General features: G+C 52.6%; 10 protein-coding genes. 6 read left to right on the top strand and 4 right to left on the bottom strand.

What is annotated here, in order from left to right; genetic code table 11:
• Positions 1 to 6: 6 nt before the first annotated feature.
• The gene (gene uidA, locus ACTNE6_RS14895) at positions 7 to 1,872 is read right to left on the bottom strand and encodes a beta-glucuronidase (RefSeq protein ID WP_442497289.1); all 1,866 of its coding nucleotides are present in this window, start codon (positions 1,870 to 1,872) and stop codon (positions 7 to 9) included.
• Between the two features lie 467 nt (positions 1,873 to 2,339).
• Between uidA and ACTNE6_RS14890 the strand changes: the two genes are divergently transcribed.
• The 6 genes from ACTNE6_RS14890 (at position 2,340) to ACTNE6_RS14865 (ending at position 8,233) form a co-directional block, all read left to right on the top strand.
• Positions 2,340 to 3,173: a UDP-2,3-diacylglucosamine diphosphatase gene (locus tag ACTNE6_RS14890; protein WP_442497288.1), complete on the top strand. Its 834-nt coding sequence runs from the start codon at positions 2,340 to 2,342 to the stop codon at positions 3,171 to 3,173.
• 118 nt (positions 3,174 to 3,291) lie between these two features.
• A complete protein-coding gene (gene lplT / locus ACTNE6_RS14885) occupies positions 3,292 to 4,560 on the top strand; it encodes a lysophospholipid transporter LplT (RefSeq protein WP_442497287.1) in 1,269 nt (422 codons plus the stop codon).
• A 124-nt stretch (positions 4,561 to 4,684) separates the two neighbouring features.
• The gene (locus ACTNE6_RS14880; protein WP_442497286.1) at positions 4,685 to 5,923 is read left to right on the top strand and encodes an MGDG synthase family glycosyltransferase; all 1,239 of its coding nucleotides are present in this window, start codon (positions 4,685 to 4,687) and stop codon (positions 5,921 to 5,923) included.
• 191 nt (positions 5,924 to 6,114) lie between these two features.
• On the top strand, positions 6,115 to 6,330 hold the full coding sequence (locus ACTNE6_RS14875; protein ID WP_442497285.1) for a hypothetical protein: 216 nt from the start codon (positions 6,115 to 6,117) through the stop codon (positions 6,328 to 6,330).
• 90 nt (positions 6,331 to 6,420) lie between these two features.
• Positions 6,421 to 6,915, top strand: a complete 495-nt coding sequence (pssA, locus tag ACTNE6_RS14870) for a CDP-diacylglycerol--serine O-phosphatidyltransferase (protein ID WP_442497284.1) — start codon at positions 6,421 to 6,423, stop codon at positions 6,913 to 6,915.
• Positions 6,916 to 7,051: 136 nt separating this feature from the next.
• Positions 7,052 to 8,233: a phosphoglycerate dehydrogenase gene (locus ACTNE6_RS14865; RefSeq protein ID WP_442497283.1), complete on the top strand. Its 1,182-nt coding sequence runs from the start codon at positions 7,052 to 7,054 to the stop codon at positions 8,231 to 8,233.
• Positions 8,234 to 8,306: 73 nt separating this feature from the next.
• Here ACTNE6_RS14865 and ACTNE6_RS14860 read toward each other — a convergent pair whose 3' ends face one another.
• The 3 genes from ACTNE6_RS14860 to ACTNE6_RS14850 form a co-directional block, all read right to left on the bottom strand.
• Positions 8,307 to 10,124 (bottom strand): hybrid sensor histidine kinase/response regulator, encoded by a 1,818-nt coding sequence (locus ACTNE6_RS14860; protein WP_442497282.1) that lies wholly within the window; start codon positions 10,122 to 10,124, stop codon positions 8,307 to 8,309.
• A 14-nt stretch (positions 10,125 to 10,138) separates the two neighbouring features.
• Positions 10,139 to 10,840: a response regulator gene (locus tag ACTNE6_RS14855; RefSeq protein WP_194972117.1), complete on the bottom strand. Its 702-nt coding sequence runs from the start codon at positions 10,838 to 10,840 to the stop codon at positions 10,139 to 10,141.
• 110 nt (positions 10,841 to 10,950) lie between these two features.
• Positions 10,951 to 16,089 (bottom strand): AAA family ATPase, encoded by a 5,139-nt coding sequence (locus tag ACTNE6_RS14850; RefSeq protein WP_442497281.1) that lies wholly within the window; start codon positions 16,087 to 16,089, stop codon positions 10,951 to 10,953.
• Positions 16,090 to 16,408: the final 319 nt, after the last annotated feature.

Raw genomic sequence — 16,408 nt, 5'->3', positions numbered from 1 at the left:
CACCTATCAATCCATTGCCTTTCCATCACTTTTCATCCATAGCGATCTCAGGAAATGCGCAGCCATCTTGGGGCGCCGGTCGCGAGTGAATACGCCTTTGAAGTTCATCGCGGCCGCGCGGATGACGTTCTGGCCGGTCTTGAAATCGGCGAAAGCCCACACGTGCATGCCCACTACAAAAGGTCGATTCGCCACGGCATCGAGATAGTGCCTCAGTAGCTCGACCTGATACTCCTCCGTCCACATTTCCGGCGGAGTATTGTGCGCGCCGGGAAGCGTGTCGGCGCCGAACTCGGTCATGATGACGGGCTTGGCAAGCGACTTGTGCAGCGCATCCAGTTCACGCTCCAGTTCCTGCCTTGCCCGCTCGAGCTGCCCCGGCATGGTGTACCAGCCGTAGTAGCGGTTGATGCTGACAATGTCGAACAGCCCGAGCCATTCGGCCGGCCCGCCCTGCAAGCCGACGAGCGTAACGGGCCGCGTTCCGTCGAGCCTGTGCGCATCGTCGTAGAGTTGGCGAAAGAAGGATGTGCCTGCCGCGATAGCTTCCTGCGTTGATATGTCGGGCGCCGATCCTGTCACCGGTTCGTTCGCTACGCTCCAGATGATCGTGCTCGGGTGGTTCTTGTCGCGTAGGATCAGTTCGTGCAGTTGCTGCCGGCATTGCGCAAGGCGTCTGGCGGTCATCGCCTCTCCATCCCCGAAATTCAGGCCGACGGCGGGAATCTCGTTGATCACCAGTACGCCGAGCCGGTCGGCCAGCATCATGGCCTCCTCCGCGTAGGGATAATGCGAGGTCCGGTACGAGTTGGCGCCGATCCATTTGAGCAGTTCGTAGTCCCGCACCCACATCGGCAGGTTCTGTCCGCGGCCGCTGAGCGGGAAATCCTCATGCTTGCCGAACCCTGTCAGTTTGATCTGCTGCCCGTTCAGCAGCAACTCATCCCCGCACACCGCAATGGTGCGGATGCCGATGTCGAGCGAGTAGGCATCGATAGTTTGGTCTTCGTCGGTGAGCGTAACGGTTAGAAGGTAAAGGTACGGATCTTTTGGGCACCAGAACCGCGCCGAGGGCACACGCAATATGGCTTCAGCCGAACCGGCACGGAAGTTCAGTTCGGCTTGGCAATCGTTCAACAACAGCTTTCCCTTGCCGGCATATCCGCCGGCGGACACCGCGACTTTGACGACGCCGTCCTCGCCGTCGAGCGTCGTAACGACCGAGATATCATCGATGTGTGCTCCAGCCGGTACAGAGTAAAGCAGCACAGGGCGGTGCAAACCGGCATACGGGAAGAAATCGTATGTCGTCGCCGGGAACGGAGGCAGGCTTCCGAACGCTCCGGCTCCCGCTGCCGCAGGCCCTGGCGGTACACGCTCGGGCAACTGCTTGTTCTCGACGGAAATGGCGATGATGTTCTGCCGGTCCCATAGCAGTTGATCAGTGATCTCGACAACAAAAGGCAGGTGTCCGCCGAAATGTTCGGCAGCGGCAATGCCGTTGACCCACACCTTGGCCGCATAGTTCGCCGAGCCCACGCGCAGAAACACGCGTTGCCCCCGCCAGGAGGATGGGGCGTATCCCTCATGCCGGTACCAGGCGAGGCCCAGGTAGTCCCGTGCATCATCGAACAGGTCGTTCCAACTGCATGGCACCGGAATCATGCGCGGCGAGGGCAGGGCATTGAACCACGCCTGCGCTTCGCCTTCTTCCTTCGGGTCGAGCTGGAACTGCCAAAGCCCGGAAATATCCAGCACGTTGCGCAGCAGGTTCTGCTGCGGGTAAAGCAAGCCGCCGCTGCCGGGTATGGCGGGCTTGTGCGCTGCTTTTTTATGGTCGGTATCGTTGCCGTGCGAAAGCGGATCCTTCATTTTGTCTCCTTAGTTTGCCTCATGCCAGGATGGTGTTTTGATGGGGTGAAGGTGTCATCGTATGCTCGCTAATTCAGTAAAAATTGGCAGCGGATTTACGAAGAACCTCTTCAAATCATCTCCGCCCCATTCCGCGCGCGTCAATTTTATTCTTTACTTTAACAGGCATTTGGCTGCGGGCAGTCGTGCACCGGTTTTCAGCATTAAATAATGCCATCGCCACGCTTGTAACATAAATTTCATTTCCTTTTGTTAGCATTCCATAGATATAGACCTTTCTGGGGGTAACCTTTCATTCACTATGGAGAATAGTGTTGCCTGATCCTAACATTGCCTTTGGGGATGATTTATGCACGATCATGACCTTGTAAAACAGTTCAACATGTTGTCTGGCGAGCCACGGTAATTCTGTGAGCTATGGTTAAGCAGGCAGTCTCAGAGCGCCTCATAACATTGACATTTTTATTATGGACAATAATTCCTATCGCACCATCTGGATTTCTGATCTCCACCTGGGCTCTACCCAGTGCCAGGCGGATGTTTTGCTGGATTTCCTAAAGCACAACGACAGCGAAAAGCTTTACCTGGTCGGCGACATTATCGATTTTTGGGCGCTTTCCAAGAAATCGTACTGGCCCAGAGACCATAATACGGTAATCCAGAAGGTGCTGAGAAAAGCGCGGCATGGCACCCAGATCATTTACATACCCGGCAATCATGACGAAAACGTAAGGGACTACCACGATTATGTTTTCGGCGACATCATCGTGAAAAATTCGGATGTTCATGTCACATCGGCAGGGAAGCAATTCCTGGTGGTCCACGGCGACGAATACGACACGATCGCCAGATACCATAAGTGGATTGCCAAGCTGGGCAGCGTGGGATACGACCTTCTGCTTGAAATCAACCGCTTTTTACGAATGGCCAGGCGTTGGTTCGGCATACAGTCGCACTTCTCCCTTGCGGCTTTCGTCAAATTCAAAGTCAAGAATTTGGTTCAGTTCATTTCCGATTACGAAGAAAGCATCGTCAGCACGCTTAGAGACCAAGGCCTGGACGGCGTTATCTGCGGACATATACACCATGCCGAAATCAAGGAGATAGACGGATTTCTGTATATCAACACAGGTGATTTCGTGGAAAGCTGCACGGCCATAGTGGAACACGCCAATGGCGCTTTGGAACTGGTGAAGTGGCACAAGGCTCAACTGGCCCTTGCTCATAATGAAACTCAGGAAGCTGATATGCCTAAACAGATAAACTGGTTAATGGCTAAACGCGGCAATATCAAACGATAATGAATTCAATAAATATCAATGCAGTCAGCAAGTTTATGGGGCCTTATCGCTTGTTTCGGTTCAAGTTTGCAGCCGCTGAACTCCATGAAATAAATCTTCAACCATTCAGGGTACGATAATGGTGGTTTCCGTAAAGTCGCGCAGCGCAGATAACTCCACAAGCCGCGGTTTCAACACCATTCTTGCGGCGCAATTTTTTTCATCGCTGGCGGATAACGCGCTTCTCTTTGCCGCTATTGCGCTGCTCAAGGAGCTGGATGCGCCTTCCTGGCAAACGCCTGTTTTACAGCAGTTTTTTGTCTGCGCTTTTATCGTGCTCGCTCCTTTTGTCGGCGCATTCTCCGATGCGCTGCCGAAGGGGCAGGTCATGTTCATCAGCAACAGTATCAAGATAGTAGGCTGCATGGCGATGCTGCTGGGGTTGCATCCGTTGCTCGCCTACGGTTTCGTCGGCATTGGCGCGGCGCTATACTCGCCGGCCAAGTACGGCATCCTGACCGAGTATCTTCCCGCCGATAAACTGGTATGGGCCAACGGCTGGATGGAAGGGCTGACCGTGGCGGCCATCATTTTGGGCGCTATCTTTGGTGGTCTATTGATTGGCCATCGTGTTGAGGATCAGGTTGTCCAGAAACTGGGCGGGCTTGAGTTCAATGGCGGCATCGATACCGCCCCAGAGTTCGCGATTTTTGTCATTCTGGGTCTTTATCTGACGGCGGCGATACTCAATTATTACATTCCCAAACTGCCCATTGAGCATACCTTGTCGAAACGAACGCCAGGGTTTCTGTTGGCTGATTTCTGGCGGACTTTTCTGCTTCTGTGGAAAGATCCGCTGGGGCAGGTGTCTCTCGCGGTAACTTCCCTGTTTTGGGGCGCAGGAACGAGCTTGCGTTTCATAATTCTCGCCTGGTCTGCGGCAGCGCTGCAGCTTGATCTGGAGCAGGCGACGCAATTGACGGCAGTCGTCGCGGTAGGCCTTGCCATCGGTTCTGTGGTGGCGGCCAAGGCTGTGCCGTTGGAACACGCCGTAAAAGTATTGCCTTTGGGGATAGCCATGGGATTGGTCGTATTGGCGATGATATGGGTGACCGATTGGCGGCTGGCGGTAATGATGCTGATACTGATCGGAACTCTGGCCGGCAGTTTTTTGATACCGATGAACGCATTGCTGCAGCACCGGGGTCACCAGTTGATGGGCTCCGGGCACTCCATCGCCGTGCAGAACTTCAACGAAAATCTAAGCATTTTATTGATGCTTGGCGCTTATGCGCTGATGATCAAAGCCGGACTTTCGGTGAATACGATCGTGATCGTGTTTGGGCTGTTTGTATCGGTTACGATGGCTTGGCTTAATAAAAAACATGGCCACGATCAGGACCGATAAGGAGGAGCGTCAGCATGTTTCAGGCAAGGCTGTCCGAGTCCCGGGAGCAAGCTGAAATTGATGCGCGTGTGATTGACAACCTTGTCCAGTTTTCAAATAACTCAAGCAGGTACGTTATACACAAATGAAGAAACGGGTTTTGATCATGTCGGCAGGTGCGGGGACCGGTCACATTAAAGCGGCCGAAGCCTTGGAGAAGTCTTTTGCCGCTGACGATCGGGTCGCCGAAGTCATCAGCAACGATGCGCTGCAGTACACCAACAAGCTGTTCCGGGATTTCTATTCCAGCTTTTACACATCGTTGGTGCGATCCGCGCCGAATTTTCTCGGCTGGTGGTACAAAACCAGCGATGAGCCCTGGTACACGGACAGAATGCGGCACATGATAGACCGGCTCAACACCAAGCCGCTGGTGCGCTTCATCCGGGAATTCAACCCGCATATCACGGTCTGCACGCATTACATGCCAGCCGGCATCATTTCCCATCTGATTGCGACCAACCAGTTGCAGGCGCATTTATCCATTGTGGTCACGGATTTCGATTTTCATGCCATGTGGTTGTCGCGTTCATTCCATCGCTATTTTGTCGCCATCGATGAAACCAGGGCGTACCTTGAAATGCTCGGGATTCCCAGTGAGAGAATTACGGTGTCCGGCATACCCATAGATCCCGTTTTTCAGCTGCCCATCAACCGCAAGGAAGAAAGGCTTCGGCTGGGATTGAATCCGGAAAAACCGGTTCTGCTCCTGTCGGCGGGCGCTCTTGGCGTGGGACCGACCGAATTCATGGTGGAGCGGATGCTGAATCTGAATAGCGATGCGCAGACAGTGGTCGTCTGTGGGCGCAACGACGAACTGAAACAGCGCATCCGGCAATTGGTCGACAGCCGAAGCTCAAGATTCAAGGTTCTGGGTTACAGCGGCGAAATGCACAAGCTGATGAAAATGGCCGATATTTTTATCGGCAAGCCCGGCGGCATGACGGCCTCCGAGGCTATCGCTTGCGGATTGCCCATGTGCGTTGTTTCTCCCATTCCCGGGCAGGAGGAAAGAAATAGCGATCATCTGCTGGAAGAAGGTATTGCCGTCAAGTGTAACGATTTGACGACGCTGCCTTTCAAACTGGAGCGTTTGCTGGAAGACCCGGACAGGTTGAGCCGAATGAAAGCCAACGCCTTGCGTTTTGCCCAACCTGCCGCTTCGGCAACGATTGTCGATACCTTGCTCGAAGATTGTCTTCCGCCTTTATCGCTTACCAAGAATCAGCGAACGGCAATCACGCTGGCTGCGGGAGCCGACAGTCAGCGCCGTTCATACACTGCCGGCCTCGCTTCTTACTATAACTTCAAATTCCGTAACTGATGTTGCGCATTAGTTGAATTGAGACGAATTCATTCGACCCGAAACGCTGCTATTTTTAAAGATGGTTAAGTGCGAATAAATTCGCACCTACACACGCGCATCACTATTTAGGCGGCGAGACCTGCTGCGATGCATGAAGAGCGCGATCAGCAGGATAAAAAACGGCCCCATGCGTAACATCAGTTCCGTAATTGAAAACAATTGAAAGATTTATGCATGGGATGGTGATTTATAGTTCCGTTGCTCTTTCTGCAGTATTCAGGCCTATCTCAGTTATCGCCTTAAATGAAAATCCGGCCGGAAGTCGGGAATGCTTCATCAAACTGTCACAAAGCCGAATTACTATTGCTTATAAGTTCTCAGACAATCCGGTGGCGCCGCTGTTGATCCGTTCAGTATCAGGGTGACTTTTCTGGCGCAGTGAATCAATTCAAAAGGCAATAGTGTAGAGCTATTTGTCGGACATGTTGTAGGTTGATATGAACATATTAAAACTGTTGAAATTAGCTGATATCTTCACTATTGCCAATTTATCGTGCGGAATACTGTCCATCACGATGTCGATCGAAGGTAACTTCAATCTAAGCGCTTCATTGTTGTTTTTAGCGGTGATTTTCGATGTATTGGATGGAAAAATAGCCGGTTTATTGCATCAGAAAAATCTTTTTGGAAGACAAATCGATTCAATGTCGGATTTGGTTTCATTCGGCCTTGCGCCCATGCTGCTTTTTTATTCATTGAATACTCCGGGAATATTGATTTCTGCCTTATCAGTGTTTTTCATCACTTGCGGTATGCTTAGACTGGCCAGATACAATGTTTCCGATGCGCCCGGTTTCGAAGGCGTGCCTATTACTGTCAACGGCGTTTTGTTCCCCATTCTTTTTTTGATTTACAGCAATAATCCGGTCAGCTTGAATTTTTGGCCAATCATTATATTGATCCAAAGTTTATTAATGGTTTCCACCATTAAGGTTTCTCGAATATTTTGAAGCGAACAGGGCTGTTTTTGCCTATTTTTCTGGGCGAATAATTTAGCTAAAGAAATATTATTGGGTGCAGGGGTTGAGGTGCGGACCGATTCCAATAAGCGATATCCGAGTTCAATAGTATTTGCAGGTTTTTACAATGAATCACTATTCACCCATATTCAAGATCAAAACCTATAACGCCTTATCAAGCAGCGGTCTGGAAAAATTTCCGGCTGAACGCTATGAAGTCGGGCCGGAGATTGAACGCCCTGATGCGATTCTGCTGCGCTCTCAAGATCTGTATGATGTTCCCATACCCGAGACCGTTAAAGCCGTGGGCAGAGCGGGGGCTGGCGTTAACAATATTCCTGTTTCCGAATATTCAAAGCGAGGCATTCCCGTATTCAACACGCCAGGCGCCAATGCAAATGCCGTGACTGAACTGACTATCGCCGGCCTATTGCTGGCGGCGCGCAATATTGCCGATGCCTGGTATTTCGCAAAAAATCTCGATGGAGATGGAGAATCACTTGATGCATTAGTTGAGCAAGGCAAGAAGTGCTTCTCAGGATTCGAGTTGGCTGGCAAGACATTGGGCGTAGTGGGACTGGGCGCCATTGGCGTAAAAGTGAGCAATGCCGCTACGGCTCTCGGTTTGAAAGTAGTGGGGTTCGATCCCCAGATTACTGTGGAAAGTGCATGGCGACTCTCGGCAGATGCCATTCCTGCCGGCAGCTTGGACGAGCTGTTGTCAGGCTCGGATTTTGTCAGTCTGCACGTACCGCTGAATGATCATACCCGACAGCTTATTAATGAGTTATGCATCGATAAGATGAAGCCCAAAGCGACTTTGCTGAATTTCTCGCGAGCCGCAATAGTCGAGGAAACTGCCGTCCTGGCGGCGCTGGAGTCTTCTAAACTTCATGCTTATGTTTCGGATTTTCCATCGCGGGCTTTATTGAATCATCCCCGAACAATTGTATTGCCGCATCTGGGCGCATCGACCGCTGAAGCAGAGGATAATTGCTCTATTATGGTTTCTCAACAGGTGCGTGACTTTTTGGAAAACGGCAATATTCGCAATTCGGTCAATTTTCCGGATGTCAATTTGCCTCTTAACGATGGCTTTCGGCTTGCGATTGCTAACAAAAACGTCCCCGGCATGGTCAGTCAGATTACTGCGATTCTGGCAGAGAACAGGATTAATATTGTTGATATGTTGAATAAGTCTCGCGGGGATTATGCTTATTCATTGCTTGATATAAACGATAAAGTCCCGATGGAAGCCCTTGCTCGGCTAAGTTCCATCCAGGGAGTGCTTTCAGTGCGGGCGATTTGAAAAGTTTTTCGCAAATATTCAATTTTTTGCCTAAAGATTTTGCCGTGATCCATTCGCGGTGCAAAGACGGACTTTAGCTGGGTATATGGTCGGGAAATGATGGTTGGGTCAAGGCGCCCTGTAGTTCGTCAAAATCGACCGGCTTGGTCAGGTAACCGTTGAATCCGGCTGTTTTCGCCTGTTCATGATCGCCTTGCCGCCCGTAGCCGCTCAATGCGATCAGTTGCATCCTTTTCAGGGCGGGATCTTGCCTGAGCGCTCGCGCGACCGCGTAGCCATCCATGCCGGGCAGGCCGATGTCAAGCAGCATAATCTGCGGCCGTTCAGCCAGAGCGACTTCCAGTGCCGTGTAACCGTCATAGGCCAACCGTACAGCGTGGCCTTCGCTGGTCAGCAGCATGGACAGGCTCTGGGCGGCATCGCGGTTGTCGTCGACTACCAGAATGCGGAGCGGGCCTTCATCCGGCTTGGCGCCTGTCTGACAGGAAATTGGCGCGACCGTTGATGTCCGCAGGCAGGGAAGACGGATGACAAATTCACTGCCTTTGCCCCGGCCTTCGCTGTAGGTCCACACCTCACCGCCGTGCATCGCCACCAGGCTTTTGACAAGCGCAAGCCCAATGCCCAAACCGCCCTCGGCGCGGTCGATGGTGCGGTCCACCTGATAGAACAGTTGAAACAGGCCTGACAGCGCCGAGGGATCGATACCCCGGCCGTTGTCGCGGACGCGGATGAAGATTTCATCGCCCGCTGGCTCAACGGCCAGATTGATGCGGCCGCCTTCATCGGTGTACTTGGCGGCATTATTGAGCAGGTTCGATACGACTTGCGACAATCGGACCAGATCGCCTTCGACATAGACCGGTTCAGGCGGCAGCTGTACCGTGAATTCATGACGGCGGGCATCGATCAGCGGCTGGCTGGTTTCCACCGCTCGCTGCACAATGGCCGATACCTCGAGCGGCTCCTTCTTGAGTTCGATCTTGTTGCGGCTGATGCGCGAGACATCCAGCAGATCGTCAACCAGCCGGACCAGGTGTTCGACTTGGCGACCGATGATGTCGCGGCACCAGGTCAGCCGTGTTTCGTCCAGACCGGAGCGTTTCATGATCTGCACGGCGTTGCTGATCGGCGCCAGCGGATTGCGCAGTTCGTGGGCCAGCATGGCCAGGAATTCGTCCTTGCGTTGATCGGCTTCGAGCAGGGCGGCCTCAGCCTGTTTGCGCTCGGAAATATCGCGGCTCACGGTGGCGATACCCACTGGCTCACCGTTGCAGTCTTTGATGAAGAATACATTGTAGATCATCCAGATGGGCGCGCCGGTCTTGAAATGACGAAATCTGATTTCGACATCAGCATGACCCTCGCGCAGGACGCGCGGGAAAAATTCCTCAAGGATGTAGCCCTGATCTTCGGGGAAGAAAAACTCCTGGACTGGCGTTCGAATGCACTGCTCCAGGCTATCGAGACCGATCAGGCGCATGCCGGCTTCGTTGATATAGAATGGATTGAAATTCATGTCGAACATGCCGATGAACTCCATGCTGTTGTCGGCCAGCGAAACAAACTTTTGCCGTTCCAGCTCCATGTGCTTGCGTTCGGTAATGTCGCGCAAGGCGATGACATAGCCCGGCTGTCCCTCCCATTCCAGCGGCGAGGAACGCATTTCTGCCCAGGCGAGTCCGTCCGGCCGGATCAGATTAATGTCCTGATAGCTGTCGTTATCAGGATTGAGCGGAATCGCCAACGATTGGCCGATTATCGGACTGCGCGCCAGCAGGGTTTCGGCGGCTTGGTTGGCATAGAGTACGACACCCTGGCTATTTACAACCAAAACACCATCGGTGATAGTGTCCAGTATCAGGTCAAGCTTGAAAGAGTGAGCGGCCATAGTCGAACAGTTTCTTAAACGATGATGGTTTGTACGCCAATTCCTTTAGCTTCAGTAGTAATGGCCGCGATGATTGACGGCACCCTCGACAAATCCCCGAGCAGCTTCAGCACGGGTTCTGGCATATCGCGCACCAGCATCGGTGTAGCAAATACGTCTTTTTCCAGCGCTTTCTCCGGCATGCCCAGTACTTCAACTACGTTTAAAACCCAATGGCCGGGATCGTAAAGGTTGGCGAGCGCGGCCGTAATCTGCTCGACCAGTCGGCGGGTTTCGCTGTTCAAGGATACCACATACAGGGTTAGAACAAGTTTATGCTGCGTTGCGCGCCGTTCTAACCGGGGCGCGGCAATACGGGCGATCTGGGCAATATTGCGGATTTGTGTGGACGACAGCGGCTTGCTGGCCAGTTCGAATTTATAGCCTTCCTCATGTATATCTTTCAGCTGCTCCATATATTCGTTAGAAAAGGCAGTGACAATATAAATATTCAGCGTTTCATCGATGGTCTTCAGTCGGCGCAAGGTTTCCACGCCATCGATGCCGGGCATGCGCAGGTCGAGAAAGATCAAGTCGGGACGTTCGACGAGAGCCATTTCAATGCCTTGCAAACCGTCCTCAGCCTCCCGGACCGAGAAATTGTCTTCTTCCAGAATCAGTTTGAAAGCGCCGCGTACTGCGGGGTCATCGTCTATTACCAGAATTTTATTTAACATATATTTTTGTCTCTTGTTTATAGAAATTTAAATGCTCGAGCGCTGAGAAATCCTAGCCGTAAATGGCAGTCTCAGTATCCACAAGTTATGTGTAAGGGAAAGTTAAACGCTCAAACATGGGGAAATCGAAGTCGCATGCAACAGCCGTGTCCATGTGAACTCTCCACCTGTATGTTGCCCCCAACATCCTGAACCAGGCGGCGTATGACCGACAAGCCCAGGCCGGTACCTTTTCCGGGAGGCTTGGTAGTAAAAAACGGATCAAAAATCTTCGTTTGCACATCCTGCGGGATGCCCTGGCCGTTATCGGCCACGCTCAGTTCCAGCATGTCTTCCATGCGCCTGATTGTGATGTTGATCAGCGGCTGGTGGCTATCAGCCAGCGCGTCGCGGGCATTAATGAGCAGGTTGACCAGAATCTGCTGCAGGCTATCGGCACAGCAATGGATGGACGGCAGATCGTCGGCGGCGTCGATTTCTACCTTTATACTTTTCTTGTTCAGTTCGCCTTCCAGCAGCAACAGACTTTGCCTGACCACCTCAGTAATCTGGCAGGTGCCGCTTGGGGTTGATCTGTTATGAACAAAGACCAGCATGTTGCTGACAATCTTCTTGATGCGGTGAATCTGCTGCAGCGCCTGATCGAGAATTTCCTTTGATTTTTTATCAGCGCTTCTATCTGCGGCGAATTCGACAAAATTCATGACTCCCATCAGCGGATTGTTGATCTCATGCGCGACACCGCCGACCAGAGTTCCCAATGCCGAGAGTTTTTCCATCTGCAGCATATGCTCCTGGTTTTCCTGAAGCTTTGTGTAGGCGAGTCGGGTTTGTTCCAGGAGGCGGGCGTTTTCCAGGGAAATTGCAGCCTGAGCGGTCAATAGCTCGGTCATATCGGTTTTTTCAGGGGTGAACACGCCTGTTGACAGTCGATTTTCCAGATAGAGCAGGCCGATTAATTCGTTTTGTTTGATGATCGGCAGGCACAGAACCGAACGCAGCCTTAATGCCTGCACTTCTGGAGTATCCTGAAACTCGCCTTCAGCCATCGCATCATGCAATAACACTTTTTTACGCGTGCGCAGCGCGTAATTGACGATGGCGCGGCTGATGCCGCTACGGGTCTTGTCAAGGCTGAGATACTGGCGATTAACGATGTGTTTTTTGCCGACATGGCTTTCCGCAGCGACCAGCAGTTCATCGGCTTCCCTGATCAGCAGGTAGCCGTGCTGAGCTCCCGAACTTTCCAGCACTACGGTCATGATTTTTTGCATGAGCAGATTAAGATCGACTTCCGCCGACAGGGCCAGCGCCGATTTCATGAGATAATTGATATCGAGGTTCGGCAGAGTAGCCGGCGCGTCAAACGCAACATTTTTTTCGAGACGAACTGTATTCTCGAGCTCGGTGTAAGTGTAAGGGTGGCGCTGCTGTAATAGGGCCCCTTTGCGATCGGCGCGGCACATACGGTACGCGCGCCGCGCTGCGCTGTAGTAAAGTTCGGCATCGCCGAGATTACCGGCTGTTACCACCTCGGCCAATGCTTCATATAGATGTCCGGTGAGCAGCCCGTAGTTTTGTGCCTGAGCGACCGCGATCGCATCCAGATACAAGTTGCGGGCGTCGCGCATCTGGTTTTGGGCGCGGGCCATCTCGGCGTAGACAAAGGCCAGAAAGGGCTTCAGCAACGGTCCGAGACGGGCCCAGGTTTCCAGTTCGGCCAGCAGCGGTGCGATTTCCGCTTCGAGCATAGGCCAGTCGGCGCCTTCCGGCCAGCGCAGGCGATTGACGATACGGAAGACATACCAGAGACGTTTCAGGACGTTATCGGTCAAGCCGTGCAGATAGCGTTCCACCATTTGCAAGGACACAGCCGCCGCCGCGTAATCGCCCAGATAATGCTGGGCGAAACCCAGCAATGCAAAATAACTGCCAGAAGCGGCGACGTAATTATCGACTTCCCAGCGCGCCAGCGTTTCGGTCATGTCCACCGGCTGGTAATCGGGTTTCATCGGCGCCACCCAGCCGGCCAGCACGGCTTCGGCAAGACCGACCGAGAACGATAGCTGGTTCTTGCGGGAAAAATGCAGGCATTCCTCGGCGGCTTCTTCAATCAGGCGCAGATTTTTGCCCTGCACCTGCAAATTCCACATCAACGGTCCGTAGGACAGGCCGGCGTTATACAAGTCGCCGCAATTTTTGCCGCACTGTATGGCTTTGTGGCTGTATTCGACGATTTCGGCCGGATGGCTGCGCGAGTGCATATTGCACCAGACAATGCCGTTCATGCCGCGGGTGGCGCCAAAAGTATTCGGATGTTTTTCGCACAGGTCGTGGGCCAGATCCTGGTAAAGAAAAGCCAGTTCGAACTTGCCCTGTTCGCCGAGGTTGAGGCCCATGATCGAAAACGAATAAATCACCGATTCATCCATGCCGCCATGCAGGCAATGCAGCGTCGATTGCGCCGCTGACAGGTACAGTTGCGGCACCAGGCCGGACATGTAGAGATCGGGGATCAGCTCACTGTAGAATGCCAGTTCGATCTTGCTTTTGCGGTCATGGGTAAAAGGCATATGCAGGATGGTTGTCCAGACATCGCCCTGCTGTTCGATTTCCGCCATCAAGTCCAGCATCCGCTGCCTGGCTATTTCGGGTTGTTCCGGAATTGACTTGTCGAAATAGGCAAGGCCGCGGTTGGCGGTGGCTATCGCCTTGTTGAAGTTGCCGAACGAAGACAATGACGTGGTCTGTTCGGCCAGGGCTTCGGCTTTATCCAGGTCGCTGACGGCGTGTTCGATCAGATAATTGATCAGCACTTCCGATTTTTCATAACGGCCGCACATCAGCTCAGTTTTGGCCAAGCGCTGATAAATACGGAAAGTCAGATCGTAAGCCTGCTGCCAGCAATTGGCCGGCAGATAGTCGTGGGCTTTCTGAAAAAAATCGTTGGCGGCGTCGCCGGCCAATGCATCCAGCGCCTTGTTGCCGGCATGGAAGTTGATATTGACCAGCCGGTAAGCCAGCTCGTGACCCATGTCCGCCGGACGGCCCAGATTGAGGTGAGCGGCTATAGTAAACAGGTTGTCAAGCGCTTCAAGATGGGTTCCTGCCGGCACCACTTGCAGCAGCCGGTTGCCTATGCGCCAGTGGATGGCAGGTTTGGTCTGGGGATCGACCTGGCGCAGCACCGCTTCCTGAACCCGGTCGTGGACGAATTGCAGATCGGATTTGTTCTCCAGCAGCATCCCCAGATTCAATACCGGCTTCAAATCCTCGAAGAGTTGTTCGATGCGAATATCCAGCACCAGCGCCACATCTTCCGCACTGAAGCGGTTGCCCATGCAGGCGCAGTGGTCGAGAATGTGCAGGGTTTTGAGGGGCAGTTTGCCTACCTTGGAGCTGAACAGTTCCACCACCGAGGTTGGCATCTGCGTGTCGCGAATCCGCTTGATATCCCAATGCCAGTGATGTTCGTCATCGGTATTCAGCAATCCCTCGTTATACAGCCAGGCCAGGCTCTCACTGACGAACAGCGGGTTGCCTTCGGTGAGATGGGCGATAAATTCCGCCAGATTGGCCGTGGCTTCCAGTGAAGAATCGAGGATGTAAGCCACCATCTCGTGGCAGTTGGAGTCGGTGAGCGCCTCCACGCGAACTTCCGCGAACGGGCTGTTGTTTTCCTGAATCTTGCGGATCAGCTTGCTGAGCGGATGGCTGTTGTCGACTTCATTGTGCCGATAGGCGCCCATGAAAAACAGGAAGGGATGTTCATGATGATTGTCGAACAGGTTTTGTAAAAAATCGAAGGTTGCGCTGTCGCACCATTGCAGATCGTCGATGAACAGCACCAGCGGATTGTCTTCGCTGGCCAGACAGGCCAGAAAACGGCCGAACAGGTTATTGAAGCGGTTGCGGGCTTCCACGGGCGGCAGATGCGGCACTTCCGGCTGGCGGCCGATGATGAATTCCAGTTCCGGCAGCACATCGATGATGACGCCGCCGCTGTTTCCTACGACCTCGAGTATTCTGGTCCGCCATTGCTGAACCTGCATGTCGCTTTCGGTCAGAAAAATGCGCATCAGATTGCGCAGAGCCTGAATCAGTGAGCTGTAGGGAATGTTTTTCTGATACTGGTCGAACTTGCCGGAGGTGAAGTAACCGCGATTTTTGACCAGCGGTTTTTGCAGTTCCTGAATCAGCCGGGTTTTGCCAATGCCGGACAGTCCGGAAATAAAGACCGAGCGGAATTTGCCGCTGATGACATCATTGTATTGCTGTTGTATCAGCTGGCTTTCTGCCTGACGGCCCACCATTTTTGAAATAAAAATGACCCGGCGGCTGCGATCATGCTGGCCTACCGCAAACGCCGATACGCTGCCCGTGTCGGCGTATTCTTGCTTGCAACGGATCAAATCGGCCAGCAGGCCTGAGGTGCTCTGGTAACGTTTCTCCGGCTGCTTGACGGTGAGCTTGGCGATAATATCGGCCAGAACCCGGGGGATCTGCGGCTTGAGCTGATTGACTTTAGGCGTTTCTTCGGCCAGATGCGAGTGAATCAGCTCCAGGGGGTCGCTGGAAAAAAACGGCAGCTGGCCGGTAAGCAATTCGTAAAATACGATTCCCAATGAATACAAATCGGTGGAAAAATCGACCCTGTAGTTGATGCGGCCGGTTTGTTCCGGTGAGGTGTAGGCCAGGGTATGGCGTACAAATTCCGGGTCGTAGATAAAATGGCTGACATCACGAATGTCCAACGGCGTTATGAAATCGGTCAGCCGCAAGGTCAGCGTTCCGGGATGCAGCAGAATATTGTGGGGTTTGACGCCTCCGTGGGTAATGCCGGCATCGTGCACCGCTTGCAGCGTATCGGCTAATGAGCAGGCCAACGTAAAAAAACTGTTGAGATCGAGCCTGTCTTGCTTTTTTGCCCAATAGTTCAGGGGTTGTCCGGCAAACCAGGGTTGAACGATAAACTGCAGATCACCGTATGATTCCAGTGCAATCGGCGTACAAACCCGCGGATCGTGAAGCACTTTCAGGCGTTCAATTTTCTGGCGCAAATACCGGGATTGGTCATCCCAACTTGACAACTGCTTCAGCAGTTTAATGATCAACGGCTGGTCGGGGACGTGTTTGTGATAGCCTTTGAACACCACTGCCTGCAAGCTTTCTCCCAGCTTTTCGCTAACAATGTAGTTGCCCAGTTTCGGCGCGTCCTGCAGTTGATTTTTTATCGTTATATCAATCATTTGCTGTTGTAAGTTGCGCGTATTTGGTATTAACGCCGATTGAATTTTAAGTCTTGCTTCGCCCCCAATTGCTATATGAAGTTCGCTATATTTCGCAAAGTAAGCCATTCGGCGCCCACAGGATGCAAGTACGCTGCTAATTTCATTACAAGCAACGATATTTTCTCATCCATGAAATTTGAACACATATCATCGTGTTGAATCCTCAGGATTTGAATCTGCTTCGTTTTTGCTTTGTTAATGGTGGGTGACATGGCTTTTTTATCGAATTACTGCTGTGTTATGTCCTTAGTCAAAAAACAGAGGACAAAAGGCAATT

The sequence above is a fragment of the Methylobacter sp. sgz302048 genome, from assembly GCF_052162025.1.
In the GTDB taxonomy this organism is placed as follows: Bacteria; Pseudomonadota; Gammaproteobacteria; order Methylococcales; family Methylomonadaceae; genus Methylobacter.
Note: the sequence above shows the minus strand (reverse complement) of the source record. Positions and strands in the feature narration are given on the sequence as shown.

Coding starts and splice junctions, on each gene's coding strand:
- ACTNE6_RS14855 (WP_194972117.1), bottom strand. CDS start 10,840: ATGTTAAATAAAATTCTGGTAATAGACGATGACCCCGCAGTACGCGGC.
- ACTNE6_RS14880 (WP_442497286.1), top strand. CDS start 4,685: ATGAAGAAACGGGTTTTGATCATGTCGGCAGGTGCGGGGACCGGTCAC.
- ACTNE6_RS14890 (WP_442497288.1), top strand. CDS start 2,340: ATGGACAATAATTCCTATCGCACCATCTGGATTTCTGATCTCCACCTG.
- ACTNE6_RS14860 (WP_442497282.1), bottom strand. CDS start 10,124: ATGGCCGCTCACTCTTTCAAGCTTGACCTGATACTGGACACTATCACC.
- ACTNE6_RS14865 (WP_442497283.1), top strand. CDS start 7,052: ATGAATCACTATTCACCCATATTCAAGATCAAAACCTATAACGCCTTA.
- lplT (WP_442497287.1), top strand. CDS start 3,292: ATGGTGGTTTCCGTAAAGTCGCGCAGCGCAGATAACTCCACAAGCCGC.
- ACTNE6_RS14850 (WP_442497281.1), bottom strand. CDS start 16,089: ATGATTGATATAACGATAAAAAATCAACTGCAGGACGCGCCGAAACTG.
- uidA (WP_442497289.1), bottom strand. CDS start 1,872: ATGAAGGATCCGCTTTCGCACGGCAACGATACCGACCATAAAAAAGCA.